Genomic DNA, 20952 nt, shown 5'->3' with positions numbered 1-20952 from the left:
GAATTTGCCTTGGGGTGTGAACCGGAACCGGACTTGATTCGACGATCCAGTATGCCACGCGCGTCCCGTCGCCGGAAAATCGTGACCGCTGCCCGTCCACCGGCGTCAACCGCGCCTGTGCCGCCGATATTCCGGGGGATACATTGGAGGCCGCGTTTTGCCACTGCCGTCACACGATGAAGGGTCGGTACCCGATGGACCTGCTCGCCACTCCCCCGACGCCCGACGCACCGTTGACCGGCGAGCAGAAGGCGTGGATCGCCGGCTACCTCGCCGGGCTCAAGGCCCGTCCGGACCTCACCGCGCCGGCAGCGGGCGAGCAACTGCTGATCCTGTACGGCACGCAATCGGGCAACGCGGAGTGGGTCGCGGTCCAGGCGCAGCGGCTCGCGGCGAATCGCGGACTCGTGAGCCGGGTCGCCGACATGGACGAGGTCGGGCTGGCCGACCTGGCCCAGGCGAGAAAGATCCTCGTCGTCGTCTCCACCTACGGCGAGGGCGAGATGCCCGACGACGCCGCGGAACTGTGGCGAGCCGTGGCGAGCACGGACGCGCCGTCGCTGGCCGGTGTCGAGGTGGCCGTATGCGGGCTGGGCGATTCCAGCTACGACGGCTTCTGCCAGACCGCGATCAACCTGGACACCCGGTTCGCCGAACTGGGCGCCAAGCGGGTCGTGCCCCGTGCGGAGTGCGACGTCGACTTCCAGCCGACCATCGACGTCTGGCTGCCGCGGGCCCTGGACGCGCTCGCCGGCATCGCGCCGGCCCCCGAACCGGCACCGGTCGAGAAGGAGCGCAAGCCGGCGCGCAAACCGGCGTGGGGGCGTCGCAACCCCTACCCGGCGGTCATCGTCGCCAACTCGACCATCTCCGGGACCGGCTCGGCCAAGGAGGTGCGCCACATCGAGATCTCGCTGGGCGACAGCGGCATCGTCTACGAGCCAGGCGACGGCCTGTCGGTCGTCCCGGTCAACGACCCCGCGGTGGTCGACCTTCTCCTCGCCCGTCTCAACGCCACCGGGGACGAGATCATCGCCGATCGCCGGGGCGAGCGCACCCTGCGCGACGCTCTGACCACCCACTACGAGATCTCTACGGCGTCGAAATACCTCGTCGACTACGTCGCCTCGCGCAGCGGCGACGCCGAACTCACCCACCTCTCGGCGACCGGCGACCGCGAGGCGCTCGAAGCATGGCTGTGGGGGCGCGACGTGCTCGACGTCCTCAACGTCGACGAGTCCCTGACGATCACTCCGGAGGAATTGCTCGGCGAGCTGCGCCCGCTGGCCCCGCGCGCCTATTCGATCGCCTCGTCCCCGGCGACCCACGGCGACACCGTGCACATCACCATGGGCGCCGTGCGGTACCGGTCCTTCGACCGCGACCACGGCGGCTGCGCGACGTCGTACCTGGCCGACCGTCGCGCCGTCGGCGACGAGGTCGGCGTCTTCATCACCCCCAACCGTTCCTTCCGCCTCCCCGACGACGACGTGCCGATCATCATGATCGGCCCCGGCACGGGTATCGCGCCGTTCCGCTCCTTCCTGCACGAGCGCGCCGCGCGCGGCGCGACCGGGGAGAACTGGCTGTTCTTCGGAGATCAGCGCCGGGCGGTCGACTTCGCGTACGAGGAAGAGATCGAAGGTTTCGTCGCGGGCGGCGTCCTCACGCGCCTGGACCTCGCCTTCTCCCGCGACCAGGACCACAAGGACTACGTCCAGCACCGGATGCACGAGAGCGGTGCCGACTTCTTCGCCTGGCTGGAGCGCGGCGCACGGGTGTACGTCTGCGGCGACGCGACGCGCATGGCCCACGACGTCGACGAGGCGCTGCACGAGATCGTGGCCCGACACGGCGGCTTCGACGAGGACGGCGCCGCCCACTACGTGGACGAACTCAAGAAGGACAAGCGCTACCTGCGCGACGTGTACTGATCGCGCCCGCTCGCCCCCTCGCATGACCCAGCTCACACTCGACACAGGGTGTCCTATTTTTAGTTAGCTTTGGCTAAGCTATTTTCTTGTCGAAGTGTCGCTTCAATGTCGCAGCGCCATCGGTTCAGACGTATCCGTTGACGGCCAGGAGAAGAGTTGCGACGCGAGCACAGCTCACAGGAACTGCTGTGGGGAAAAGACGACGAGGTGCCCACTCGGCGGGCTCTAGCTACTTGGGCTAGTCGTCGTCGTTCATCGCGCCGGGCGTGTTCTTCTGCACCTGCATGAGGAACTCGACGTTGTTCTTCGTCTTCTTGAGCTGGCTGATCAGCAGGTCGATCGCCTGGTGGCTGTCGAGGCCCGAAAGGACCCTGCGCAGCTTGTGAACGATCGAGAACTCCTCCGGGGAGAGCAGCAACTCGTCCTTGCGCGTGCTCGACAGGTTGACGTCGACGGCGGGGAACACACGGCGCTCGGCGATCTTGCGGTCGAGCTTCAGCTCGGCGTTGCCGGTGCCCTTGAACTCCTCGAAGATGACCGTGTCACCGGTGGACCCGGTCTCCACCAGCGCCGAGGCGATGATGGTCAGCGAGCCGCCGTTCTCGATGTTGCGGGCAGCGCCGAGGAATCGCTTCGGCGGGTACAGCGCGGTCGAGTCGACACCACCGGACAGGATGCGGCCCGACGCCGGCGACGCGTTGTTGTACGCGCGGCCCAGGCGGGTGATCGAGTCGAGCAGGACGACGACGTCCTTGCCCTGCTCCACCAGGCGCTTGGCGCGCTCGATGGCCAGCTCGGAGACGCTGGTGTGATCCGACGGCGGACGGTCGAAGGTCGAGGCGATGACCTCGCCCTTGACGCTGCGCTGCATGTCGGTGACCTCTTCCGGCCGCTCGTCGACGAGGACGACCATCAGATGGCACTCGGGGTTGTTCGTGGCGATCGCGTTGGCGATGTCCTGCAGGATCGTCGTCTTACCGGCCTTCGGCGGCGAGACGATCAGCGCGCGCTGGCCCTTGCCGATCGGCATGATCAGGTCGATGACCCGGGTGTCCAACCGCTCGGAGGTGGTCTCCAGGCGCAGCCGTTCGTTGGGGTACAACGGGGTGAGCTTGTTGAAGTCGGGACGCTTGCGGGCGGTCTCCGGATCGGTGCCGTTGACCGTGTCCAGCCGCACCAGCGGATTGAACTTCTGACGATTGCCCTGATTGCCGCCGCCGCCCTGCTCGCCGTCGCGCGGGACCTTCACCGCACCGGTGATCGCATCACCGCGGCGCAGCCCGTTGCGGCGGACCAGGTTCATCGACACGTAGACGTCGTTCGGTCCGGCGAGGTAGCCGGAGGTGCGCACGAAGGCGTAGTTGTCGAGGACGTCGAGGATGCCGGCGACCGGCGCGACCACGTCGTCCTCGGACAGCTGCGGCTCACCGTCACGGTCGCGCCCACCGCCACGGCGGTTGCGCTCCCGGAACCGGCGATTACGACGGTTGCGACCGCCGCCCTCGCCGTCTTCGTCGCGGTTGCGGTTCTGACCGCCGCCTTGGCCGCCTTGGTTCTGGCCGCCCTGACCGTCCTTCTGCTCTTTGTCCTTGTTCTGGCCGCCGCCGTCGCCGCCCTCGCGGTTGCGGTTGCGATTGCGGTTCCGGTTACGACCTTGGCCGTCGGACTCGTTCGACGCGTCGGCATCGCCGCCGGGTTCCTGGCCGGAGTTGCCCGCATCGGCTTTGTCCGCCTTGGCGCCGTCGTCGTTGGAGGCGCCGCGCTCGTCGTTGGCGGCGTCACTCTGCCCGGCATCGTCGCGCTGAGTGCTCGGCGCGGCGTCGCCCTGCGGCCGTCCGTTGAGCGCCTGCTCGTTCTGGGGGCTCTCGGACGCGCTGGCCTCGCGGGCGGGCCCGCCGCCCTGGCGCTCCTTGATCGCGCTGATCAGGTCGCCCTTGCGCATGCCGGATGCGCCCTTGATGCCGAGCTCGCCGGCCAGGGAGCGCAGTTCCGGCAAGACCATGCCGGTCAGCCCGCTCTTGCGGGCCGGTGCCGCCTCGGCGACCGGCGCCGACGTCTGGTCGGCAGCGGTCGACGCCACCGGGGCATTGGTGAGATCCGTTTCAGTCACGGAAGTCCTTTCGTTCCCTCGCCGCTTATGGGTTCGAGGGTGGGGTGAAATCCCTACAGGGAAAACAGGGGGTCTGCTGGCGCGGACGTCGCAGACCGGTCGCCCGGGATCAGTCCGGGAATTCGGGGGGGACGTCCACAATCGGCGATTAACGATCGCTGCGCGAGACGTAGCAATCGTAGCGCGCCTCGATGACGTGGGCAACAACCGGGGCCGATTGTGGTCAGCGAGCGTCGACGACGGTGGGGCCGTCGCTGATCGCCGTCTCGACCATCGTGAAGCTGGGGGCGTCGACCGCCGACGCGGGAATGTCGGCGGTGTGCAGCACCAGAACGGTGGGCCCGGCACCGGAAATCGTGGCGGCATAGCCCGCCGCGCGCAGCTGCGCCACCAGCTCGGCCGACGGCGCCATCGAGTCGGCGCGGTACCCCTGGTGCAGGCGATCCTCGGTGGCTGCGAGCAGCAGGTCGGGCTCGCGGGTCAGGGCGAGCACGGCGACGGCGGTCCGGCTGAGGTTGAACACGGCGTCGCAGCGCGGCACCTCGTCGGGCAGCAGCCTGCGAGTCTGCGACGTCGACGATTCGGCGTGCGCGATGAACGCAGTGGCCCGGATGCGGGGATCGACCTGCAGCCGCCGCGCCGAGTAGCGCGCCCCCTCCCCCTCGCCGTCGGTCCACGTGACGACGGCGCCGCCGAGGACGCTGGCCGCCGCGTTGTCCGGGTGGCCCTCGAACTCGGCCGACAGCTGAACCAGCTCGTCATCTGAAAGTGCTTGTGTCCCAATTATTTCCGCCGCAGCACCGAGAAGCCCCGACGCCGCGACGAGACCGGATACCGCGGCCGACGCCGACGACCCGACGCCGCGCGAATGCGGGATGGCGTTGACGCAGTCGATCTGCAATCCGGCGGCGGCCGCCCCGGCGTGAGCGAGTCCGCGGGTGATCGCCTGCGCCACCAGATGGGTCTCGTCGAGCGGCACCGAATCGGCGCCCTCCCCGGTGACGGTCAGCCGCACCCCCGGCTCATCGACCGTCGTGACAGTCACGTCGTCGTAGATGCCCAGCGCCAACCCGAGGCAGTCGAATCCGGGGCCCAGGTTCGCGCTCGACGCCGGGACGCGCACGGCGACCCGGAGCCCGGCCGGAAGAATCGTGGTCATTACGTCGGTCACCGGCTCAGCCGACCCCCAGTGCGTCGGCGACGGCACCGGGGTCGACGGGAATCGCCGAGACCTCCGGCATGCCCAGCAGCGCGGTGTCGGGGTCCTTCAAGCCGTTGCCGGTGACCGTGCACACCACCGTCGATCCCCGCGCGATCCAGCCGTCGGCGCTGGCCGCGAGCAGTCCTGCCACCGATGCCGCCGACGCGGGTTCGACGAAGACGCCGTCGCGGCCGGCGACCAGCCGATAGGCCTCGAGAAGCTTCTCGTCGGTAGCCGCGCGGAACTCGCCACCCGATTCGTCCTTCGCGGCGACCGCCTGATTCCAGCTCGCCGGGGAGCCGATCCGGATCGCGGTGGCGATCGTCTCGGGGTCTTTCACCGGCGCACCGTTGACCAGCGGCGCCGCGCCCGCTGCCTGAACGCCGAGCATCCTGGGCAGCGAATCGATCACGCCGTCGCCGCGGTATTCGGTGTAGCCCTTCCAGTACGCGGTGATGTTTCCCGCGTTCCCGACGGGCAGCGCGTGTACGTCGGGGGCGCGCCCGAGGACGTCGACGATCTCGAACGCTGCCGTCTTCTGCCCCTCGATGCGCGCCGGATTCACCGAGTTCACCAGCTCGATCTCGGGGAAGTCGGCGGTGACCTTGCGGGCCAGCTCCAGACAGTCGTCGAAATTGCCCTGCACCTGGATGATCTTCGCGCCGTGCATGACGGCCTGGGCGAGCTTGCCCATCGCGATCTTGCCCTCGGGGATCAGCACCGCACACGTCATGCCGGCGCGGGTCGCGTAGGCGGCAGCCGATGCCGATGTGTTGCCCGTGGAGGCGCACAGCACCGCGCGCTTGCCGTTGTTCAGCGCGTTGGTCACCGCCATGGTCATACCGCGATCCTTGAACGACCCGGTCGGATTCAGCCCCTCGACCTTGAGGTAGACCTCGCAGCCGGTCACCTCGGAGAGGTGGTTCGCCTTCACGAGCGGCGTCGCGCCTTCGAGCAGCGTGACGATCGTCCAGTCGTCCTCCACCGGCATCCGGTCGCGGTACGCCTCGACCAGTCCCGGCCACGCCCGGTGCACGGGGGATCCGGCTCGTCCGCCCACGCTGGTGCGATCACTCATCGGTTCCCTCCATCCGCAGCACCGAGGACACCTTGGTCACCGCTTCCATTTTCTCCAGTGCCGACACCGTCTCCGCAAGGGCGCCGTCGGGCGCCCGGTGCGTGATGACGATCAGTTGCGTCTCGTCGCCGTCGCCCTCCTGGCGCACGGCGGCGATGCTGACGTTGTGCTTGGCGAACTCGCCCGCGACGCCCTCCAGGACGCCCGGACGGTCGATCACGTTCATCGCGACGTAGTACCTGGTGGGCACTTCGGCGATCGGCGCGACCGGCAGCGACGCGTACGTCGACTCCAGCGGCCCGCGCCCCGAGTGGACCTTGTTGCGCGCGGCCATGACGACGTCGCCCATCACGGCCGACGCCGTCGGCGCCCCACCGGCACCCTGTCCGTAGAACATCAGCCGGCCGGCGTTCTCCGCCTCGACGACGACCGCGTTGTAGGCACCGCTGACCGTCGCGAGCGGGTGGGACAGCGGGATGAGTGCGGGGTACACCCGGGCCGAGATGCGCTCGGTGCCGTCCGCCTCGCGGATCCGCTCGCAGATCGACAGCAATTTGATGGTGCAGTCGAACTTCGCTGCGCTCGCCAGGTCTTCCGCCGTGATCGAGCTGATGCCTTCGCGGTAGACGTCAGCGGCGGTCACGCGGGTGTGGAAGGCGATCGCCGCCAGGATCGCGGCCTTCGCCGCGGCGTCATAGCCCTCGACGTCGGCGGTCGGGTCGGCCTCGGCGTATCCCAGCCGGCCGGCCTCGGCCAGCGTCGAATCGTAATCCGCTCCGGTCTCGGCCATCGCCGACAGGATGAAGTTGGTGGTGCCGTTGACGATGCCGGCGACGCGGTGGACGGTGTCACCGGCCAGCGACTGCATCAGCGGACGCACCACCGGGATGGCCCCGGCGACCGCCGCCTCGAAGTACAGGTCGACGTTGGCCTCGGCCGCCGCGTTCGCCAGTTCGCCGGTGTAGTCGGCCAGCAGCGCCTTGTTCGCCGTGACCACCGATTTTCCCTGCTCGAGGGCGGTGCGGATGAGTTCGCGCGGGGGTTCGATGCCGCCGAGCACCTCGATGACGATATCGACGTCGTCGCGCCGGACGAGGCTGGCCGGGTCGTCGGTCAGGAGTTCGGCCGGCACGCCGCGCTCGCGGCCGGTGTCGCGCACGGCGATGCCGCGGACGACCAGCGACGCACCGATGCGTTCGCGCAGATCGTCGGCGTTCTCGTTGATGATCCGCACGACCTCGGCGCCGACGTTGCCCAGTCCGAGCACCGCGACGCCCAGTTCACGCGGCGCCCGGCGTCCTTGCGCGGCGGACTCAGTCACGGCGTTACCTCCAAGCTCAGCAAATCGGCGACGGTCTCCCGGCGCAGGATCTCGCGCGAGTGCCCGTCGCGGACCGCGACGACGGCGGGGCGCAGGGCCATGTTGTACCGCGACGACATCGGATAACAGTAGGCCCCGGTCGCGCCGACGATCAGCAGGTCCCCCGGAGCCAGGTCGCCGGGCAGCGAACAATCGCGGATGATGATATCGCCGGTCTCGCAGTGCTTGCCGACGACGCGGCTGACGACGCCGTCGGCGGCCGAGACCCGCGAGGCGAGGCGAGCATCGTATTCGGCGTCGTAGAGCACTCCGCGGATGTTGTCGCTCATGCCGCCGTCGACCGACACGTAGCGTCGCGCGGCGCCGCCGTCGAGTTCGACGTCCTTGGTGGTGCCGACGCGGTAGAGGGTAACGCCGGGAGGGCCGGCGATGGCTCGTCCGGGCTCGACCGCGAGCATGGGCGTCGGCAGTCCGAGCGCCGCGGCTTCGCGCGCGACGATGCCGGCCAGGGCGTCGGCGAGGGCGGTCACCGGCAGCGGATCGTCCGAGGGGATGTAGGAGATGCCCAGTCCCCCGCCCAGGTCGATGATCGAAAGCTGCTCGGCGCGTTCGCGCCCGAACTCGTCGACCACTTCGCCGAGCAGGCCGATGACGCGGCGGGCGGCGACCTCGAACCCGTCGAGCTCGAAGATCTGCGACCCGATGTGGCTGTGCAGGCCGACGAGGCGCAGGTGCTCGGACGCGAAAACCGCCCGAACGGCCTCCATCGCCTTGCCGCCGCTGAGCGAGAAGCCGAACTTCTGGTCCTCGTGCGCGGTCGAGATGAACTCGTGGGTATGCGCGTTGACGCCGGGAGTCACGCGGACCAGCACCTCGGCGACCGCGCCGTGCCGCGCGGCGACCGCTTCGAGGCGTTCGATCTCGACGAGCGAATCGAGCACGACGTGGCCGATGCCCGCGCTCACCGCGGCCTCTAGCTCCTCGAGGCTCTTGTTGTTGCCGTGCAGGGCGATCCGGTCGGCGGGGAATCCGGCGTGCAGCGCCACGGCCAACTCGCCGCCGGAGCACACGTCCAGACTCAGCCCCTCCTGCTCCACCCATTTGGCGATCTCGACAGACAGGAACGCCTTCGACGCGTAGTGGACCTTGCCGTAGCGGCCGAAGGCGTCGCGCATGGCGCGGCACCGGGCGCGGAAGTCGTCTTCGTCGAAGACGAACAGCGGCGTGCCGTAGCGCTCCGCGAGGTCATCGACGCGCGCACCGCCGACGGTGATGACGCCGTCCTGGGTGCGCGAGGTGCCGGCCGGGTAGACGTTGGCGGGAATGGCGGCCAGCTCGGCCGCGGACAGGTTGTCGACCATGGCGCTACATCCGCTCCGGCGCGGACACGCCGACGAGTTCGAGGCCGTTCGCCAGCACCTGGCGGGCCGCGGCGCACAGCGCCAGCCGAGCCCGGTTGACGTCGGTGGCCGGCTCGTCGCCGATGGGCAGCACCCGGCACTGCGTGTAGAAGCGGTGGTAGGCCCCGGCGAGGGTCTCCAGATAGCGGCAGACCCGGTGGGGTTCGCGCAGTTCGGCGGCCGTCGCCACCACGTCGGGGAAGTCGCCGAGCGTGCGGATCAGATCGCCCTCGGTGGGCTCGGTGAGCAGCTCGACGGCCGACGGATCGGACGTCAGCCCGAGGTCGGCGGCGTTGCGCGCCAGCGCGGCCAGCCGGGCGTGCGCGTACTGCACGTAGTACACCGGGTTCTCGTTGGACTGCTTGCGCAGCAGGTCGAGGTCGATGTCGATGTTGACGTCGACCGACGAGCGGATCAGCGAGTACCGGGCGGCGTCGACACCGACCATCTCGACGAGGTCGTCGAGGGTCACGACCGTGCCGGCGCGCTTGCTCATCTTCACCGGCTGGCCGTCCTGCACGAGGTTCACCATCTGCCCGATGAGGACTTCGACCGTCGCCGCGTCGTACCCGAGGGCCGCAGCGGCAGCCTTGAGCCGCACCACGTACCCGTGGTGGTCGGCGCCGAGCATGTAGATCAGGTGGTTGAAGCCCCGATCGAACTTGTCTTTCAGATAGGCGATGTCACCGGCGATGTAGGCGGCCTGGCCGTCGCTCTTGAGCACGACGCGGTCCTTGTCATCGCCGTAGTCGGTCGAACGGAGCCACCAGGCACCGTCGGCCTCGTACAGGTTGCCGTTGCCCTTGAGCTCGGCGATGCATTCGTCGACGAGCCCGCGGGAGAACATCGAGTTCTCGTGGGTGTACACGTCGAAATCGGTGCCGAAGTCGTGGAGCGTGGACTTGATGTGCGCGAACATGATCTCGACTCCGCGCGCGCGGAAGGCTTCCAGCCGTTCGCTTTCGGGCAGGTCGAGGACTCCGGGCTGCGCGGCGACGATCTGCGCCGCGATGTCGTCGATGTACTCGCCCGCGTACCCGTCCTCCGGCGTCGGCCGGCCCTGGGCAGCGGCTTCCAGCGACCGGGCGAACCGCTCGATCTGGCCGCCGTGGTCGTTGAAGTAGTACTCGCGGGTGACCTTCGCGCCGCGCGCGGTCAGGACACGGCCCAGCGCATCGCCGACCGCGGCCCACCGGGTACCGCCAAGGTGAATCGGCCCGGTCGGGTTGGCCGAGACGAACTCCAGGTTGACCGTCGCGTCGGCGAGATCGGCTGCTCGTCCGAACTCGGCGCCGTCGGCGAGGATGGTCGAGATCACGCTGTTCTGCGCCGCCGCGGCCAGGCGAAGATTCACGAAGCCCGGGCCGGCGATATCGGCCGAGGCGATGCCGTCGGCGGCGCCGTAGGCATCGGCCAGCCACTGCGCCAGTTCGCGGGGCGCGACCCCGACCTTTTTGCCGATCTGCAGCGCGATGTTCGTCGCGTAGTCACCGTGTTCTGGGTTGCGCGGGCGCTCGACCGTCACCGTCTCCGGGAGCGCGGAAACATCGAGGCCGCGGTCGGCGAGAACGGTCTGCGTAACACCGTGCAGCAGCACGGCGAGGTCGGCGGGAGTCACAGGAGACCATTCTATGGAATCGCCCCTGTCCAGCGACATTCGGTATCCCCGACCACCAGCGCCGAATCGGACATCGGATTGCACTAGCGTGGTGACCATGTCGAATGATGCGTCCACCCCCGATGTCACCCCCTCGACCCCGCCGTCGGCCGAGACCGACGAGCACCGCGGACGGCCGGTCTGGCTCACGACCGCGCTCGTGGGCATCGCCGCCCTGTTGCTCGGCGCGGGAGGCGCACTCGCGGTCGGACAACTCACCAAGGGTTCCGGCGACGATCACCACCACGCCGCGGCGAGCCCGACGGCCGTCGGCTTCGCCCAAGACATGATCGTGCACCACCAGCAGGCCGTGGAGATGACGCAGATCGTGATCGAACGGGGCAGCGATCCGACGGTCCGCGACCTCGCCGTCACGATGCTCACCGACCAGAACAAGGAGATCGGCCAGATGACCGGTTGGCTGCAGGCGTGGGGGGCGCCGCTGCAGAACCCGGGTGCGCCGATGTCCTGGATGAACCACGGCCCCGCGAACGCCGACGCCGACCATTGCGCCGACGGACACGTCGACGAGCACTGTCCCGCCGAAGGCCACGGGCACCACGAGCACGGCAAGACCGACGAGCACGGTCACGGACCCGACCCGGCACCGGCCGGCGATCAGCCCGTGATGGACGGCATGGCGACCGACGCCGAGATGGCACGGCTGCGCAGCCTCTCCGGTCCCGCGGTGGACACCTACTTCCTGCAGCTGATGCTGCGTCACCACGAAGGCGGACACCACATGATGACGATGGTGATCGACCCGAAAGGCGGCGCTCCGGACTATGTCCGCACTCTCGCCGAGCGGATGGACAAGGCGCAGTCGAGCGAGGAATCGACGATGAAACAGCTGCTGGCGCAGCGCAACGCCAAGCCGTTGCGCTGACGGCGCGACTCCCCGCGGCGGCGGTCCGACCCGCTGTTAGTCTGACTGTGTCGTACGTCACACTCATGGCGGCGGCGCTACGAGGCCCGACCGGCACGCGAGGAGCATTGTCATGACCACGCAAGCGCAGAAGATCGACGCCGACATCGCCGCTCCGATGGACATGCTGCTGGTCAACTCCACCAGATCGTTCGCCAGCCGGATCGTGCCCAACGGCAGGTGGGCCAGGCTCGCCCGATCGCTGGCGGCCAAACCGGGGGTCGTCGCCGACCGAACAGCTCTCGGCCTTCGCCGACTTCGTCGAGGAACAGTCGTGACCGCCGATCCGCACGACCCGTCGAACGCCTCCCGCGTGCTGGTAGCGCTGCGCGTCCGAGCGGATCGCGAGCGTGCGTTCGCCGTGTTCACCGAGCAGATCGGTCAGTGGTGGCGGCCCAACCAGCTCTTCCAGTTCCGTCCCGGGCACACCGGCACCATGGCCTTCGAACTCGGGCCGCGGCGACGACTCGTCGAACGGTATGCTGACGGCACCGAATTCACGGTCGGGCTGATCCGCGAGTGGGATCCACCGCGCAAGCTCGCGGTGGGCTGGCGCCAGGCCGGTTTCCGCGACGACCAGGACACCGAGTTGCACGTGACCTTCGAGCCGGTGGACGACCGGCCAGACGAGACGCGGGTCGTCGTCGAGCACTTCGGGTGGGACCGGATTCCCCCGGAGAGCGCCGCGCGGCACGGTTTCCCGTTGCCCGTGTTCCAGCTGCGCTTCGCCCAGTGGTGGCGCGAACAACTGGCCTCCGCGTTCGGCGGTGCCTGAAGACGTTGGTCACGGCGAGTCGTCGGCCGGTGCGCGCCCCCGGGTCTCCCGGACGAACAGCCATGCGACGCCGATCGCCGCGGCCAGCGCGGCCGTCAGCAGGAAGGCCGGGCCGAACCCGAGCCGGTCGGCGACGAATCCCGCGATCACCGGCCCCGCGATCACCCCGCTGTCCTGCGACATCTGGTAGGTCGACAACGCCGAACCGCCTCGACCGCCGTACAAGACGTCGGCGACCGTCGCCTGGATCACCGGCGCCACCAGACCGGTCCCCATTCCGGCGACCGCCGTCAGCAGTAGGGCGACCAACACCGATTCGGTGAGCGGCAGCGCGGCCGTCGCAGCGGCCAGCACGATCATCCCGGCGATCAGGAACGGACGCCGGCCGTAGGTGTCGGAGGCGCGACCGGCGGGAATCATCACCAGGACGTCACCCGCGGCGTAGGCGGCCAGCGCGAAGCCGGCCATCGACGCCGATTGGCCGAGCACGTCGGTGAAGAACAACGGAAGCAGCGAAACCCGCATGGCGAAGATCCAGCCGAAAACCAGCGCCGTCGCCAGCAAGGCCCGATAGGCGCCGTCGGACAGTGCGGTCCGCACACTGGGTCCCGTCTGTTCGCCGAGCGCCTCGGCCGCGAGGGTCGAATTGCGCAGCGACACCCAGACGACGGCGGTCGCGATCACGAGCGCCAGCGCGTACACGACGAACGGCACCCGCAGGCCGAGTCCGACCAGACCGCCGCCCACCAACGGCCCGACGATGTTTCCGAGCACGAAGCTCGACGAATAGATGCCCGAGACGCGGCCCCGGATGGCCGGAGGGCAGATCCGGATCAGCAGGCTCATCGCCGAAACGGTGAACATCACCGACCCGACGCCGCCCAGTGCGCGCAAAACCAGGAGCTGCCAATAACTTTGGGCGAAGGCGCACGCGAAGGTCGACACCGCGACGATCAGCAGTCCGGACAGATAGACCGGGCGCTCGCCGAGTCGGCGGAGCAGCGGGGCCGTCGCCGGCGCGAACGCCAGGCGCATCAGCGCGAACGCGCTCACGACCATCGTGGCCGCGGCGATGGAGACGTCGAAGCTCCGCGCGAACGCCGGAAGAACGGGCGCCACCAGGCCGTATCCGAGGGCGATGACGAAGGCCGCGGCAACCAGGACCCAGACCTCGGCCGGGATTCGACCAGGAGCGCCCGAAGCGGGTGCGGGCCTTCCGTTCACTCACGCCTCCGTCGACTTCCCCAGATCCACCTGGGCGGCTCACACGGTACCAAGCGGGTCTCGCCCGGATCTGTTCGCCGCCTCGTGTTCCGTTCGGGCGTTAGATTGGCGGGATGAGCGATACGAGGTCCATGCATCTGCCCGCGCTGTTGGTCTCGCTGCTGGCCGTCGGAGTGGTCGCGACCCTGGGTGGCTTGGCATCGGCGTCGGCCGCCGAGGAGTATCAGCGGCTCGATCAGCCGTCGTGGGCGCCGCCGAGTTGGGTCTTCGGTCCGGTGTGGACGGCGCTCTACGTGCTCATGGCCGTCGCCGCCTGGCTGGTGTGGCGCGCTCAACCGTCGTGGCGAAACCCCGCGATCGTGCTCTACGGCGTCCAGTTGCTCCTGAACCTGGCGTGGTCGCCGCTGTTCTTCGGGCTGGAATGGCGCGGTCTTGCCCTGGTGGACATCATCGTGTTGGACCTCGCGGTGGCGGCCACGATCGTCCTGTTCTGGCGGGCGAACCGACTGGCGGCGACCTTGCTGATCCCCTACTTGGCGTGGATCCTGTTCGCCACGGCCCTGAACTACTCGGTCTGGATGCTGAACAACTGAGAAGTGCCCCCGGCAGGAATCGAACCTGCGGCCTTCTGCTCCGGAGGCAGACGCTCTATCCCCTGAGCTACGGGGGCTCGGGACGCAGCACAGCCTATCCCACTGAACGACGGCCCTCCAAAGCGCCTCGCTGACTGCTGGAAGAATCAACCGGCAGATATGCCCAACCCGTCGCACACACCCTGGGCGACGGCGAACTCACCGAGAGGAAGACCGATGCCGCTCACTCCCGAGGACGTGCACAACGTCGCGTTCAGCAAACCACCGATCGGCCGTCGCGGCTACAACGAGGACGAGGTCGACCACTTCCTCGACGTCGTCGAGGCGGAGATCGCCCGCCTGCACGGCATCATCAAATCGCTGGGCGGACAGGTCTGACGTCGACACGAGTGATCAGCGGCCTGACTCGTACGGCGCGCTCCAGTCGGCGAATTGCCTCTTCAGCGCCGCTCGTCGGTCAACGGACTCCGCGATGACGTCGGCACCTCCGTCGTAGGGGTGGTAGAGCCATTCCAGATCGCTCGTGGTGAGGATGACGTCCGCCGTGCCGTCGTCGGCGACGAGGCGGAGCAGACCGTCCAACGATTCCGGAGTGTTCACCACCTCGCTCACGAACACGCTACTCATCCACGTATCGTCGTTCGGTTCGACGTCGAACGACCGCCACAGCTTGCCACCGGGGGCGACCCGCTTCAGCGATCGCTCTCTGTCGCGAACGCGGCTGGTCGGCGACCAGGAGAACGTGAAGGCCAGCAGCGGGGAACCGCGTTCGGCGAGCGTCTCGAGCACCGCATGGTGGCGTCGTAACAGCTCGGCGTATTCGGCCTCGCTCTCCGGGTACCGCTTCGACCCCGGAAGACTGTGGAATCGGACCCAACGGTCACCGCCGCGAATCCGGTAGCCGATCGGCGGGAAGTCGGGGAACCGCCTCTCCCACGCGTGCGACAGCCAGTCGAGGTCGGCGGCGACGCGGATCGGCGGACGCAGATAGCCGAGAAGTCGGCGCGAGTATCGCCTCCACCTCAGCCACGGGTTCCCCAGCACGAGTACATCGTGTCACCGCCCTGGACCGGGTAGGCATCAGGCCACGACGGAACGCGGCGCCTACAGCTCGACGGCGCTGGCGGCGTCGACGTCGCTGTACCGCTCGGGCGCACACGTCAGCACGATGACCTGGGCGTTCTCCCCCGCACTGGTGAGCACCTGCGCCATCTGCGCAACCCGGTCTGAGTCGCTGTGGCCGAGTGCGTCGTCGATGATCACCGGAACTCCGTCGGCCTCGTCGACCAGCACGGCGCACGCCAGGCGCGCGATGATGCCGATCTGCTCGCGCGCTCCGACCGACAGGTCGTCGAAGGGCACGGTCGTACCGTCCAGGGTGCGGGCCGTGATGCCCAGCTGCTCGTCCACCGTGAACCGCACCCCGGGGCCGAACAACGGTCGTGCCAGCTCCTCCAGGCGCTGGCGGAACGGCTCGCTGTAGCGCAGGTGGGCGGCCGCCCGGTGCTCGTTCAGCGTCGATCGCAGCAGTCGCGCCGCCTCAGCGCGGGCGGCGACGCGGGTGAGCTCGGCTTGGGCGGCCGTATGGGCCGACGCGGCTTCCTCCCTCCGGTCGTGACGCGCGTCGTCGCGGCACAGGTCGATGCGTGCGGTGGCCTGCGCGATCTCGCGATCCCCGTCCGCCAGCTCCTGTTCGAGATGTTCCAGGCGGTCGTCGAGGACGGCAACTCGTTGTTCGAGGTCGGCGAGGTCGGCGGACTCCATCTCGGCCCGCAGCCGCTCCGCGGCCGATGTCGCCACCGTCAACTCCTCCTGGGTCCGAACGATGTCGCCCTCGAGAGCAGCATCCGGCTGCTCCTGGCGCGCCGCGGCGAGGGCGTCGGTCATCTCGTCGATGTCGCTCGTCAGCCGCTCCGCCTTCTCGCTCGCGCGCTCGGCGGTCGCCCGCAGGTCGGCCAGCGAGCGGGCATGGACCGCGACGGCGCGCTCCGCCGCCAGGTGCTCGGTGGCGCAGACGCGCTCGGCTTCCCGCAGCACGGCAAGGTCGGGGGCCGTCTGCGCGGGTCCTTCTTCGCCGACCTCGGCACGCAGTCGCGCCACGTCGGCGCGCAACTCGTCCAGGGTCTTGCCGCCGCCGATGCGGTCGGCCTCGACGCGGGCGGCGGTCACCCGCGGTTCGATCATCATCCGACTCTCGCCCGAGGCGATCAGTGCATCGAGATCGGCCGCGCCGTGTGCCGAACAGAGAGCGGTCGTCACCGCCTCGATCTCGTCGCGACGACTCGCCAGCGAGACGGCATCGGCTCCCGAACTCAACTCCACCCGGACGACGCCCGGCACCTCGACGACGGTCTCCGCGACGACGGACACCTCGTCCCCGGATGATTCCTCGTTGTCGACGAGGATCGGCCGGTCGCCGAGCCGACGGATTCGCATGGTCGTCGCGACCGCGCGCAACTGGGCCGTGGTTTCCAGGAGGTCTTCGCGCAGTTGGCGAGCGCGGGCCAACACCGCGGCGTCGACGGTGTTCGCCGCCAGCTCGGCTTCGCGCGCGGCGAGTTCCCGGTACGCGGCTACGGCCTGTTCGAGGCGTTCGACCGCGGTCGCGAGTGCTTTCCGATGACGTGCGGCCACTTCGACGGCCTCGGCTTCGTCGAGAGCTTCGCGGGCCCGGGCGAGAATGGCCTCAGCCTCGGCTCGCGTTTGCTCCAGCGCGGTACCGTCCGCGACCGCCTTCGCCATCGCCTCACGCGCTTGATCGCGTTCCTGTGTGGCGGTCGACTTGGCTTCGGCGAGTTCGCCGATCTTGGCGGCCGCTCGTCTACGTGCGTCGCGCTCGGCCGTGCACGCTCGGTGGCGCAGCAGCGCCGCCTCGGCCACCGAATCGGCTCCGGCCAACCGATCGCGGAGTTCGTAGGCGGCCCGGCGCGCACTCTCGGTCTGTTCGACCTCGACCTTCACCTGCTCGATCAAGGATCCGAGCTGCTTGCGCCGGGCGGTCAGCTCCGCGACTCGGGCGACGTCGCCGTCGATGGCCGCCATCGCCTCGTCCAGCTCGTCGAGCGCTCGCCTCGCGCGCGCCTCGCGCTGCCGTGCCGCGAGCAGTTCTCCGGTCTCTTGTCCGCGGCCGGCGGTGAAGTAGCGCGTGTACTCGGCCTCGACGGCTACCAGCAGTTCGGAATCCTCGCCGGCGTCCTCGTCGCGATCCGGGTCCGAAACGGCGCGGTCTAACGCATTGGTCAACGAGACGCTCTTCGACACGGAGATCGAGGCGGAGGCGCCGTCCTGCACCACACGCGACGCGCGGAAGAGCGCGAGGTCGACCGATTGCTCAAGGATCGCCCGGACGCGTTCGTGCGCTGCTTTTCCGGTCAACTGCTCGGGCTGCGGCGAGTGCACGCTCAGCGTCGTCGACTGCCCTTTGTTGAACACCTTCGTGTACGTGAAATGCCAAGGACCACAACTGATCTCGGCTTCGATCTCGGTCGCCACATCGTGCCCGGCCGGTTGAACCGCCCGCACCTTCGCACTCTTGGAGGAGGACGGCACATCGAGCAGCAGGTCGAGCGCTTCGACCATCGACGACTTGCCCGCCTCGTTGCGCCCGGACACCACCGTCACGCCGCGCTCGGCGAATCGGCACTCGCGGTCGGCCACGCCGCGGAAGCCCGTCAGCCGCAATCGGTGGAGCCTCACCGGTCGCCACCGCCCGCCAAGCGCCCGAGCAGGGCGAGAGCATCGCGGGCCGCGCGCGACTCGGCGTCGTCGGCGGCATTCGCCCGCGACACCAATTCGCCGGCCGCCTCGGCGGCATAGCCGCGCAACCCCAGGCCATCGACATCGCCCGGGTCGGCGACCACCCGCAGATCGTCGCAGGCATCCCACCGCACGACGGCGGCGAATCGGTCAGCGGCAGCATCGAGGAGTTCGCTCAGCGCGGTGTGGTCGGCGATCGACAGTGTTCCGACCAATCCCAGCCGGACGACGGTGGTCGACTTGTCGGGAATCTCATCGAGCCGCGAGGACAGGGCCTCCACGTCGTCGGTGCCGTTGACGTCGACCGTCATCGAGCGGAAACGCCAGCGCCCGACCGGATGTTGCGCGACCTCTACGGTGCGCCGCGACCCACGGGCCAGCGAGACGACGAGAACCTCGCCCGAACCCGTCTCGACATTGTCGAAATTAGTGACCTCGTGCGCACCCGAGTACCAGATCCGCCCGGTCGTGCCCAGCTTCGTGACCGAGTGCCGGTCGCCCAGCGCGACGAAGTCGAGGACCTCGTCGGCAAGGGCGCGATCCAGCGGCGGCACCGCGACGATCGCCGGACCCGAAGACGGCGACAGCTCGTCGGTGCCGCCGTGGCCGAGGACGATCCGGATGCGATCGGTTCCGGGGAGCCGGGACACCTGGTCCGCGACCAAATCGCTGGTCGGCGACTTCGTTGACCACGGCGCCACGACGAGGTCGATGCCGTCGGCCACCTCATGCGCCCCCGGTGTCGACAGGACGACGACATTGTCGGGGCACCGCTTGGTGAACACCTCAGAGCGATAGATGCTGGCAGCGTCGTACGGGTCGTGATTGCCGGGCAACAGGTACACGGGCACAGGGAAATCCCGCAGCCGGTCCAGGGCCTGCGTCACGATGCGCGACGAGACCCGGTGATCCTCGAAAACATCTCCGCACACCACGACGAACTCGGCACCCGCGGTGGCCGCCACGTCGCCGATCCGTTCGATCGCCCCGAGTCGGTCGGCGGTGAACAGCGCCTGCGCCTCCGGCGGGAGGAAATGCCTCGTCATGCCCAGCTGCCAGTCGGCGGTGTGTACGAAGGTGACCGACCGGTCGGGCGCGCGCCGCGCGTCGTCGAAGTTCGGATCGTCGAACAGGGTCGCCGCGGTCATCACACCTCCTCGGGTCGTCGTGCGCCGGCTGTTTCCGGGTTCGGGGGCTACCCCGTCGAACGAATCGTAGGAGGGCGGCCCGACAAAACGCGGGAGGCGAGCCGGACACTGCCCGAACTCGCCTCCCGCGTCGAGGTTCGAATGTCAGCCGGCCTGTTCCTCCGGCGCCACGACCGGCTTCATCGGGACGAGCAGCAACGACACCGCCGCCGCCGCGAAAGCCACCCCGGCGGCCAGGAAGATCGAGTGCCCCATCGCCACGGAGAAGCCCTCGTACATTCCCTTGGGCAGTTCGGCGACGGCTCCGTGACTCTGCGCCTGCGCCGCTTGCATGTCGAAGCCGGGGAACTCCCGGCGCAACAGCGCCTGCATCAGCGCGCCCATACCCGCGGCGCCCAGCACCGACCCGACGGTGCGGGTCGTGTTGTACACGCCGGAACCGGCACCGGCCTGGTGCCACGGCAGGTTGCGAGTCGCCGTCGCACCGAGGGGCGCCCAGATGCCGGCGCCCGCGATGCCCAGGAGGATCGTCGGCAACAGCAACTGCCACACCGGCGTCTCCGGCCGGTTGATGACGGCCATCCAGCACAGCGCGATCGCGTTCAACAGCATCGCCGTCGCGATGATCGAGCGCGGGTGGACGCGGTCGGCGAGGCGTCCGACGAACGGCGCGAGGAAGCCGCTCACCAGTGCCATCGGAATGAGCATGAGGGCCGACCTGGTCGGCGACATCCCGCCGACGAGCTGCAGGAAGAACATGACCGGGATCATGATTCCGGTGATCGCGAAGCCTTGGGCGAAGATCCCGACGTTGGACACCCAGTAGTTGCGGTCGGCGAACAGCGACAGCGGCACCAGCGGTTCGCGTCGCATCTGCGCCTCCCACAACACGAAGACCACCAGGTACAGGACGCCGACGCCGATCATCGCCCAGATCCACGGCGCCCAGTCGTATTTCTCGCCGTCCTGAATCCCGAACACCAGCGCGGCGAGTCCGATGCCGGAGAGAATGACGCCGATCCAGTCGAACTTGTGGTCGTTGGTCTCCACGCGCGGGACGAACACCTGGGCGGCGATCAGTCCGATCACGCCGACCGGCAGATTGATCAGGAAGATCCATTCCCAGCCGAAATTGTCGGTGAGCACGCCGCCGAGCAGCGGGCCGACCATCGTCGCGACACCGGCGACGATGCCCCACGCGCCCATCGCGGCGCCGCGGCGCTGCGGTGGGAAGATCCGGGTCACGATCGCCATGGTCTGCGGCGTGATCAGCGCCGCGCCGACACCCTGGACGGCGCGCGCGGCGATCAGCATGCCGATCGTCGTCGACATCGCGCACCAAACGCTGGCGACGGTGAACAGGACGAGTCCGATCTGGAAGATCAGCTTCGGTCCGAACTTGTCCCCGAGGCGCCCGGCCACGAGCAACGGCACCGCGTAGGTCAGCAGGTACGCACTGGTCACCCAGATGATCGCGTTGAAATCGGCACCCAGTGCCCGTTGGATCGCGGGCTGCGCAACGGCAACGATCGTCATGTCGACCAAGATCATGAAGAAGCCGATGCACATCGCGAGCATGGCGAACCACGGGTTCTTGCCGGTGTCGACCGACGGTTCGGGGCCGTGCGACTCGGCCGCGCGTTGGGTGGTGGTCATTGTTCATTCCGTCCGATCCGTTGCAGGTGGGGCCGGTCGACACGTGCGAGCACGACCGCCGGGAACCGGCCGCCATGCCCCCTCGCCGATATGTCCGAATCGCTTCGGCCCGAATAGTCCGAACGGAACATAGGACTGACTTCGAGGGTTGTCAACGACGATGTTCCGGGCACG

Annotated in this window: 15 protein-coding genes, 1 tRNA gene and 1 pseudogene; 5 read left to right on the top strand and 12 right to left on the bottom strand. The window is 68.9% G+C overall.

The annotated features are described in order from the left end of the window. Positions 1–176 precede the first annotated feature (176 nt). A complete protein-coding gene (locus tag GOARA_RS16670) occupies positions 177–1934 on the top strand; it encodes a diflavin oxidoreductase (protein ID WP_245548448.1) in 1758 nt (585 codons plus the stop codon). A gap of 238 nt (positions 1935–2172) precedes the next feature. On the opposite strand, the gene rho is transcribed toward GOARA_RS16670, so the two are convergent. The 6 genes from rho to argS all read right to left on the bottom strand — a co-directional run bounded on the left by rho (position 2173) and on the right by argS (position 10662). Next, positions 2173–4044 (bottom strand): transcription termination factor Rho, encoded by a 1872-nt coding sequence (rho, locus tag GOARA_RS16665; protein ID WP_007323596.1) that lies wholly within the window; start codon positions 4042–4044, stop codon positions 2173–2175. A gap of 223 nt (positions 4045–4267) precedes the next feature. Further along, complete coding sequence (gene thrB / locus GOARA_RS16660) at positions 4268–5203, bottom strand: homoserine kinase (protein ID WP_007323595.1); 936 nt, start codon at positions 5201–5203, stop codon at positions 4268–4270. Between the two features lie 16 nt (positions 5204–5219). Continuing rightward, entirely contained in the window at positions 5220–6323 is a 1104-nt protein-coding gene (gene thrC, locus GOARA_RS16655) for a threonine synthase (RefSeq protein WP_007323594.1), read from the bottom strand. Beyond that, entirely contained in the window at positions 6316–7644 is a 1329-nt protein-coding gene (locus GOARA_RS16650; protein ID WP_007323593.1) for a homoserine dehydrogenase, read from the bottom strand. The genes thrC and GOARA_RS16650 overlap by 8 nt, the downstream gene beginning before the upstream one ends. Beyond that, positions 7641–9005: a diaminopimelate decarboxylase gene (lysA, locus tag GOARA_RS16645; protein WP_007323592.1), complete on the bottom strand. Its 1365-nt coding sequence runs from the start codon at positions 9003–9005 to the stop codon at positions 7641–7643. Before lysA ends, GOARA_RS16650 begins: the two co-directional genes overlap by 4 nt. A gap of 4 nt (positions 9006–9009) precedes the next feature. Beyond that, positions 9010–10662 carry an arginine--tRNA ligase gene (gene argS, locus GOARA_RS16640; RefSeq protein ID WP_007323591.1) on the bottom strand — a complete coding sequence of 551 codons (1653 nt, stop codon included), beginning with the start codon at positions 10660–10662 and terminating at the stop codon, positions 9010–9012. A 97-nt stretch (positions 10663–10759) separates the two neighbouring features. Between argS and GOARA_RS16635 the strand changes: the two genes are divergently transcribed. After that, complete coding sequence (locus GOARA_RS16635) at positions 10760–11587, top strand: DUF305 domain-containing protein (RefSeq protein WP_040523847.1); 828 nt, start codon at positions 10760–10762, stop codon at positions 11585–11587. A gap of 112 nt (positions 11588–11699) precedes the next feature. Next, positions 11700–12401: an SRPBCC domain-containing protein gene (locus GOARA_RS16630; RefSeq protein ID WP_007323589.1), complete on the top strand. Its 702-nt coding sequence runs from the start codon at positions 11700–11702 to the stop codon at positions 12399–12401. Between the two features lie 9 nt (positions 12402–12410). On the opposite strand, the gene GOARA_RS16625 is transcribed toward GOARA_RS16630, so the two are convergent. After that, positions 12411–13625: an MFS transporter gene (locus GOARA_RS16625; protein ID WP_007323588.1), complete on the bottom strand. Its 1215-nt coding sequence runs from the start codon at positions 13623–13625 to the stop codon at positions 12411–12413. Positions 13626–13738: 113 nt separating this feature from the next. Between GOARA_RS16625 and GOARA_RS16620 the strand changes: the two genes are divergently transcribed. Then, positions 13739–14218 (top strand): TspO/MBR family protein, encoded by a 480-nt coding sequence (locus GOARA_RS16620; RefSeq protein WP_040523839.1) that lies wholly within the window; start codon positions 13739–13741, stop codon positions 14216–14218. 4 nt (positions 14219–14222) lie between these two features. Here GOARA_RS16620 and GOARA_RS16615 read toward each other — a convergent pair. Then, positions 14223–14295 (bottom strand) — tRNA-Arg (locus tag GOARA_RS16615). Between the two features lie 139 nt (positions 14296–14434). Here GOARA_RS16615 and GOARA_RS19535 point away from each other — a divergent pair. After that, a pseudogene (locus tag GOARA_RS19535) lies at positions 14435–14560 on the top strand (DivIVA domain-containing protein); the annotation flags it as partial. Positions 14561–14611: 51 nt separating this feature from the next. Here the strand turns inward: GOARA_RS19535 and GOARA_RS16610 are convergent. The 4 genes from GOARA_RS16610 to GOARA_RS16595 form a co-directional block, all read right to left on the bottom strand. Beyond that, positions 14612–15262 carry a DUF3885 domain-containing protein gene (locus tag GOARA_RS16610; protein ID WP_007323585.1) on the bottom strand — a complete coding sequence of 217 codons (651 nt, stop codon included), beginning with the start codon at positions 15260–15262 and terminating at the stop codon, positions 14612–14614. Positions 15263–15322: 60 nt separating this feature from the next. Beyond that, positions 15323–17899 carry an AAA family ATPase gene (locus tag GOARA_RS16605; RefSeq protein ID WP_007323584.1) on the bottom strand — a complete coding sequence of 859 codons (2577 nt, stop codon included), beginning with the start codon at positions 17897–17899 and terminating at the stop codon, positions 15323–15325. 11 nt (positions 17900–17910) lie between these two features. Next, the gene (locus GOARA_RS16600; RefSeq protein WP_007323583.1) at positions 17911–19122 is read right to left on the bottom strand and encodes a metallophosphoesterase family protein; all 1212 of its coding nucleotides are present in this window, start codon (positions 19120–19122) and stop codon (positions 17911–17913) included. Between the two features lie 144 nt (positions 19123–19266). Continuing rightward, on the bottom strand, positions 19267–20778 hold the full coding sequence (locus tag GOARA_RS16595) for an MFS transporter (protein ID WP_007323582.1): 1512 nt from the start codon (positions 20776–20778) through the stop codon (positions 19267–19269). Between the last annotated feature and the right edge of the window lie 174 nt (positions 20779–20952).

This window comes from Gordonia araii NBRC 100433, from assembly GCF_000241265.1.
GTDB classification, from domain to species: Bacteria; Actinomycetota; Actinomycetes; order Mycobacteriales; family Mycobacteriaceae; genus Gordonia; species Gordonia araii.
The sequence above is the reverse complement of the archived record's forward strand: the minus strand, read 5'-3'. Positions and strand labels throughout refer to the sequence as shown.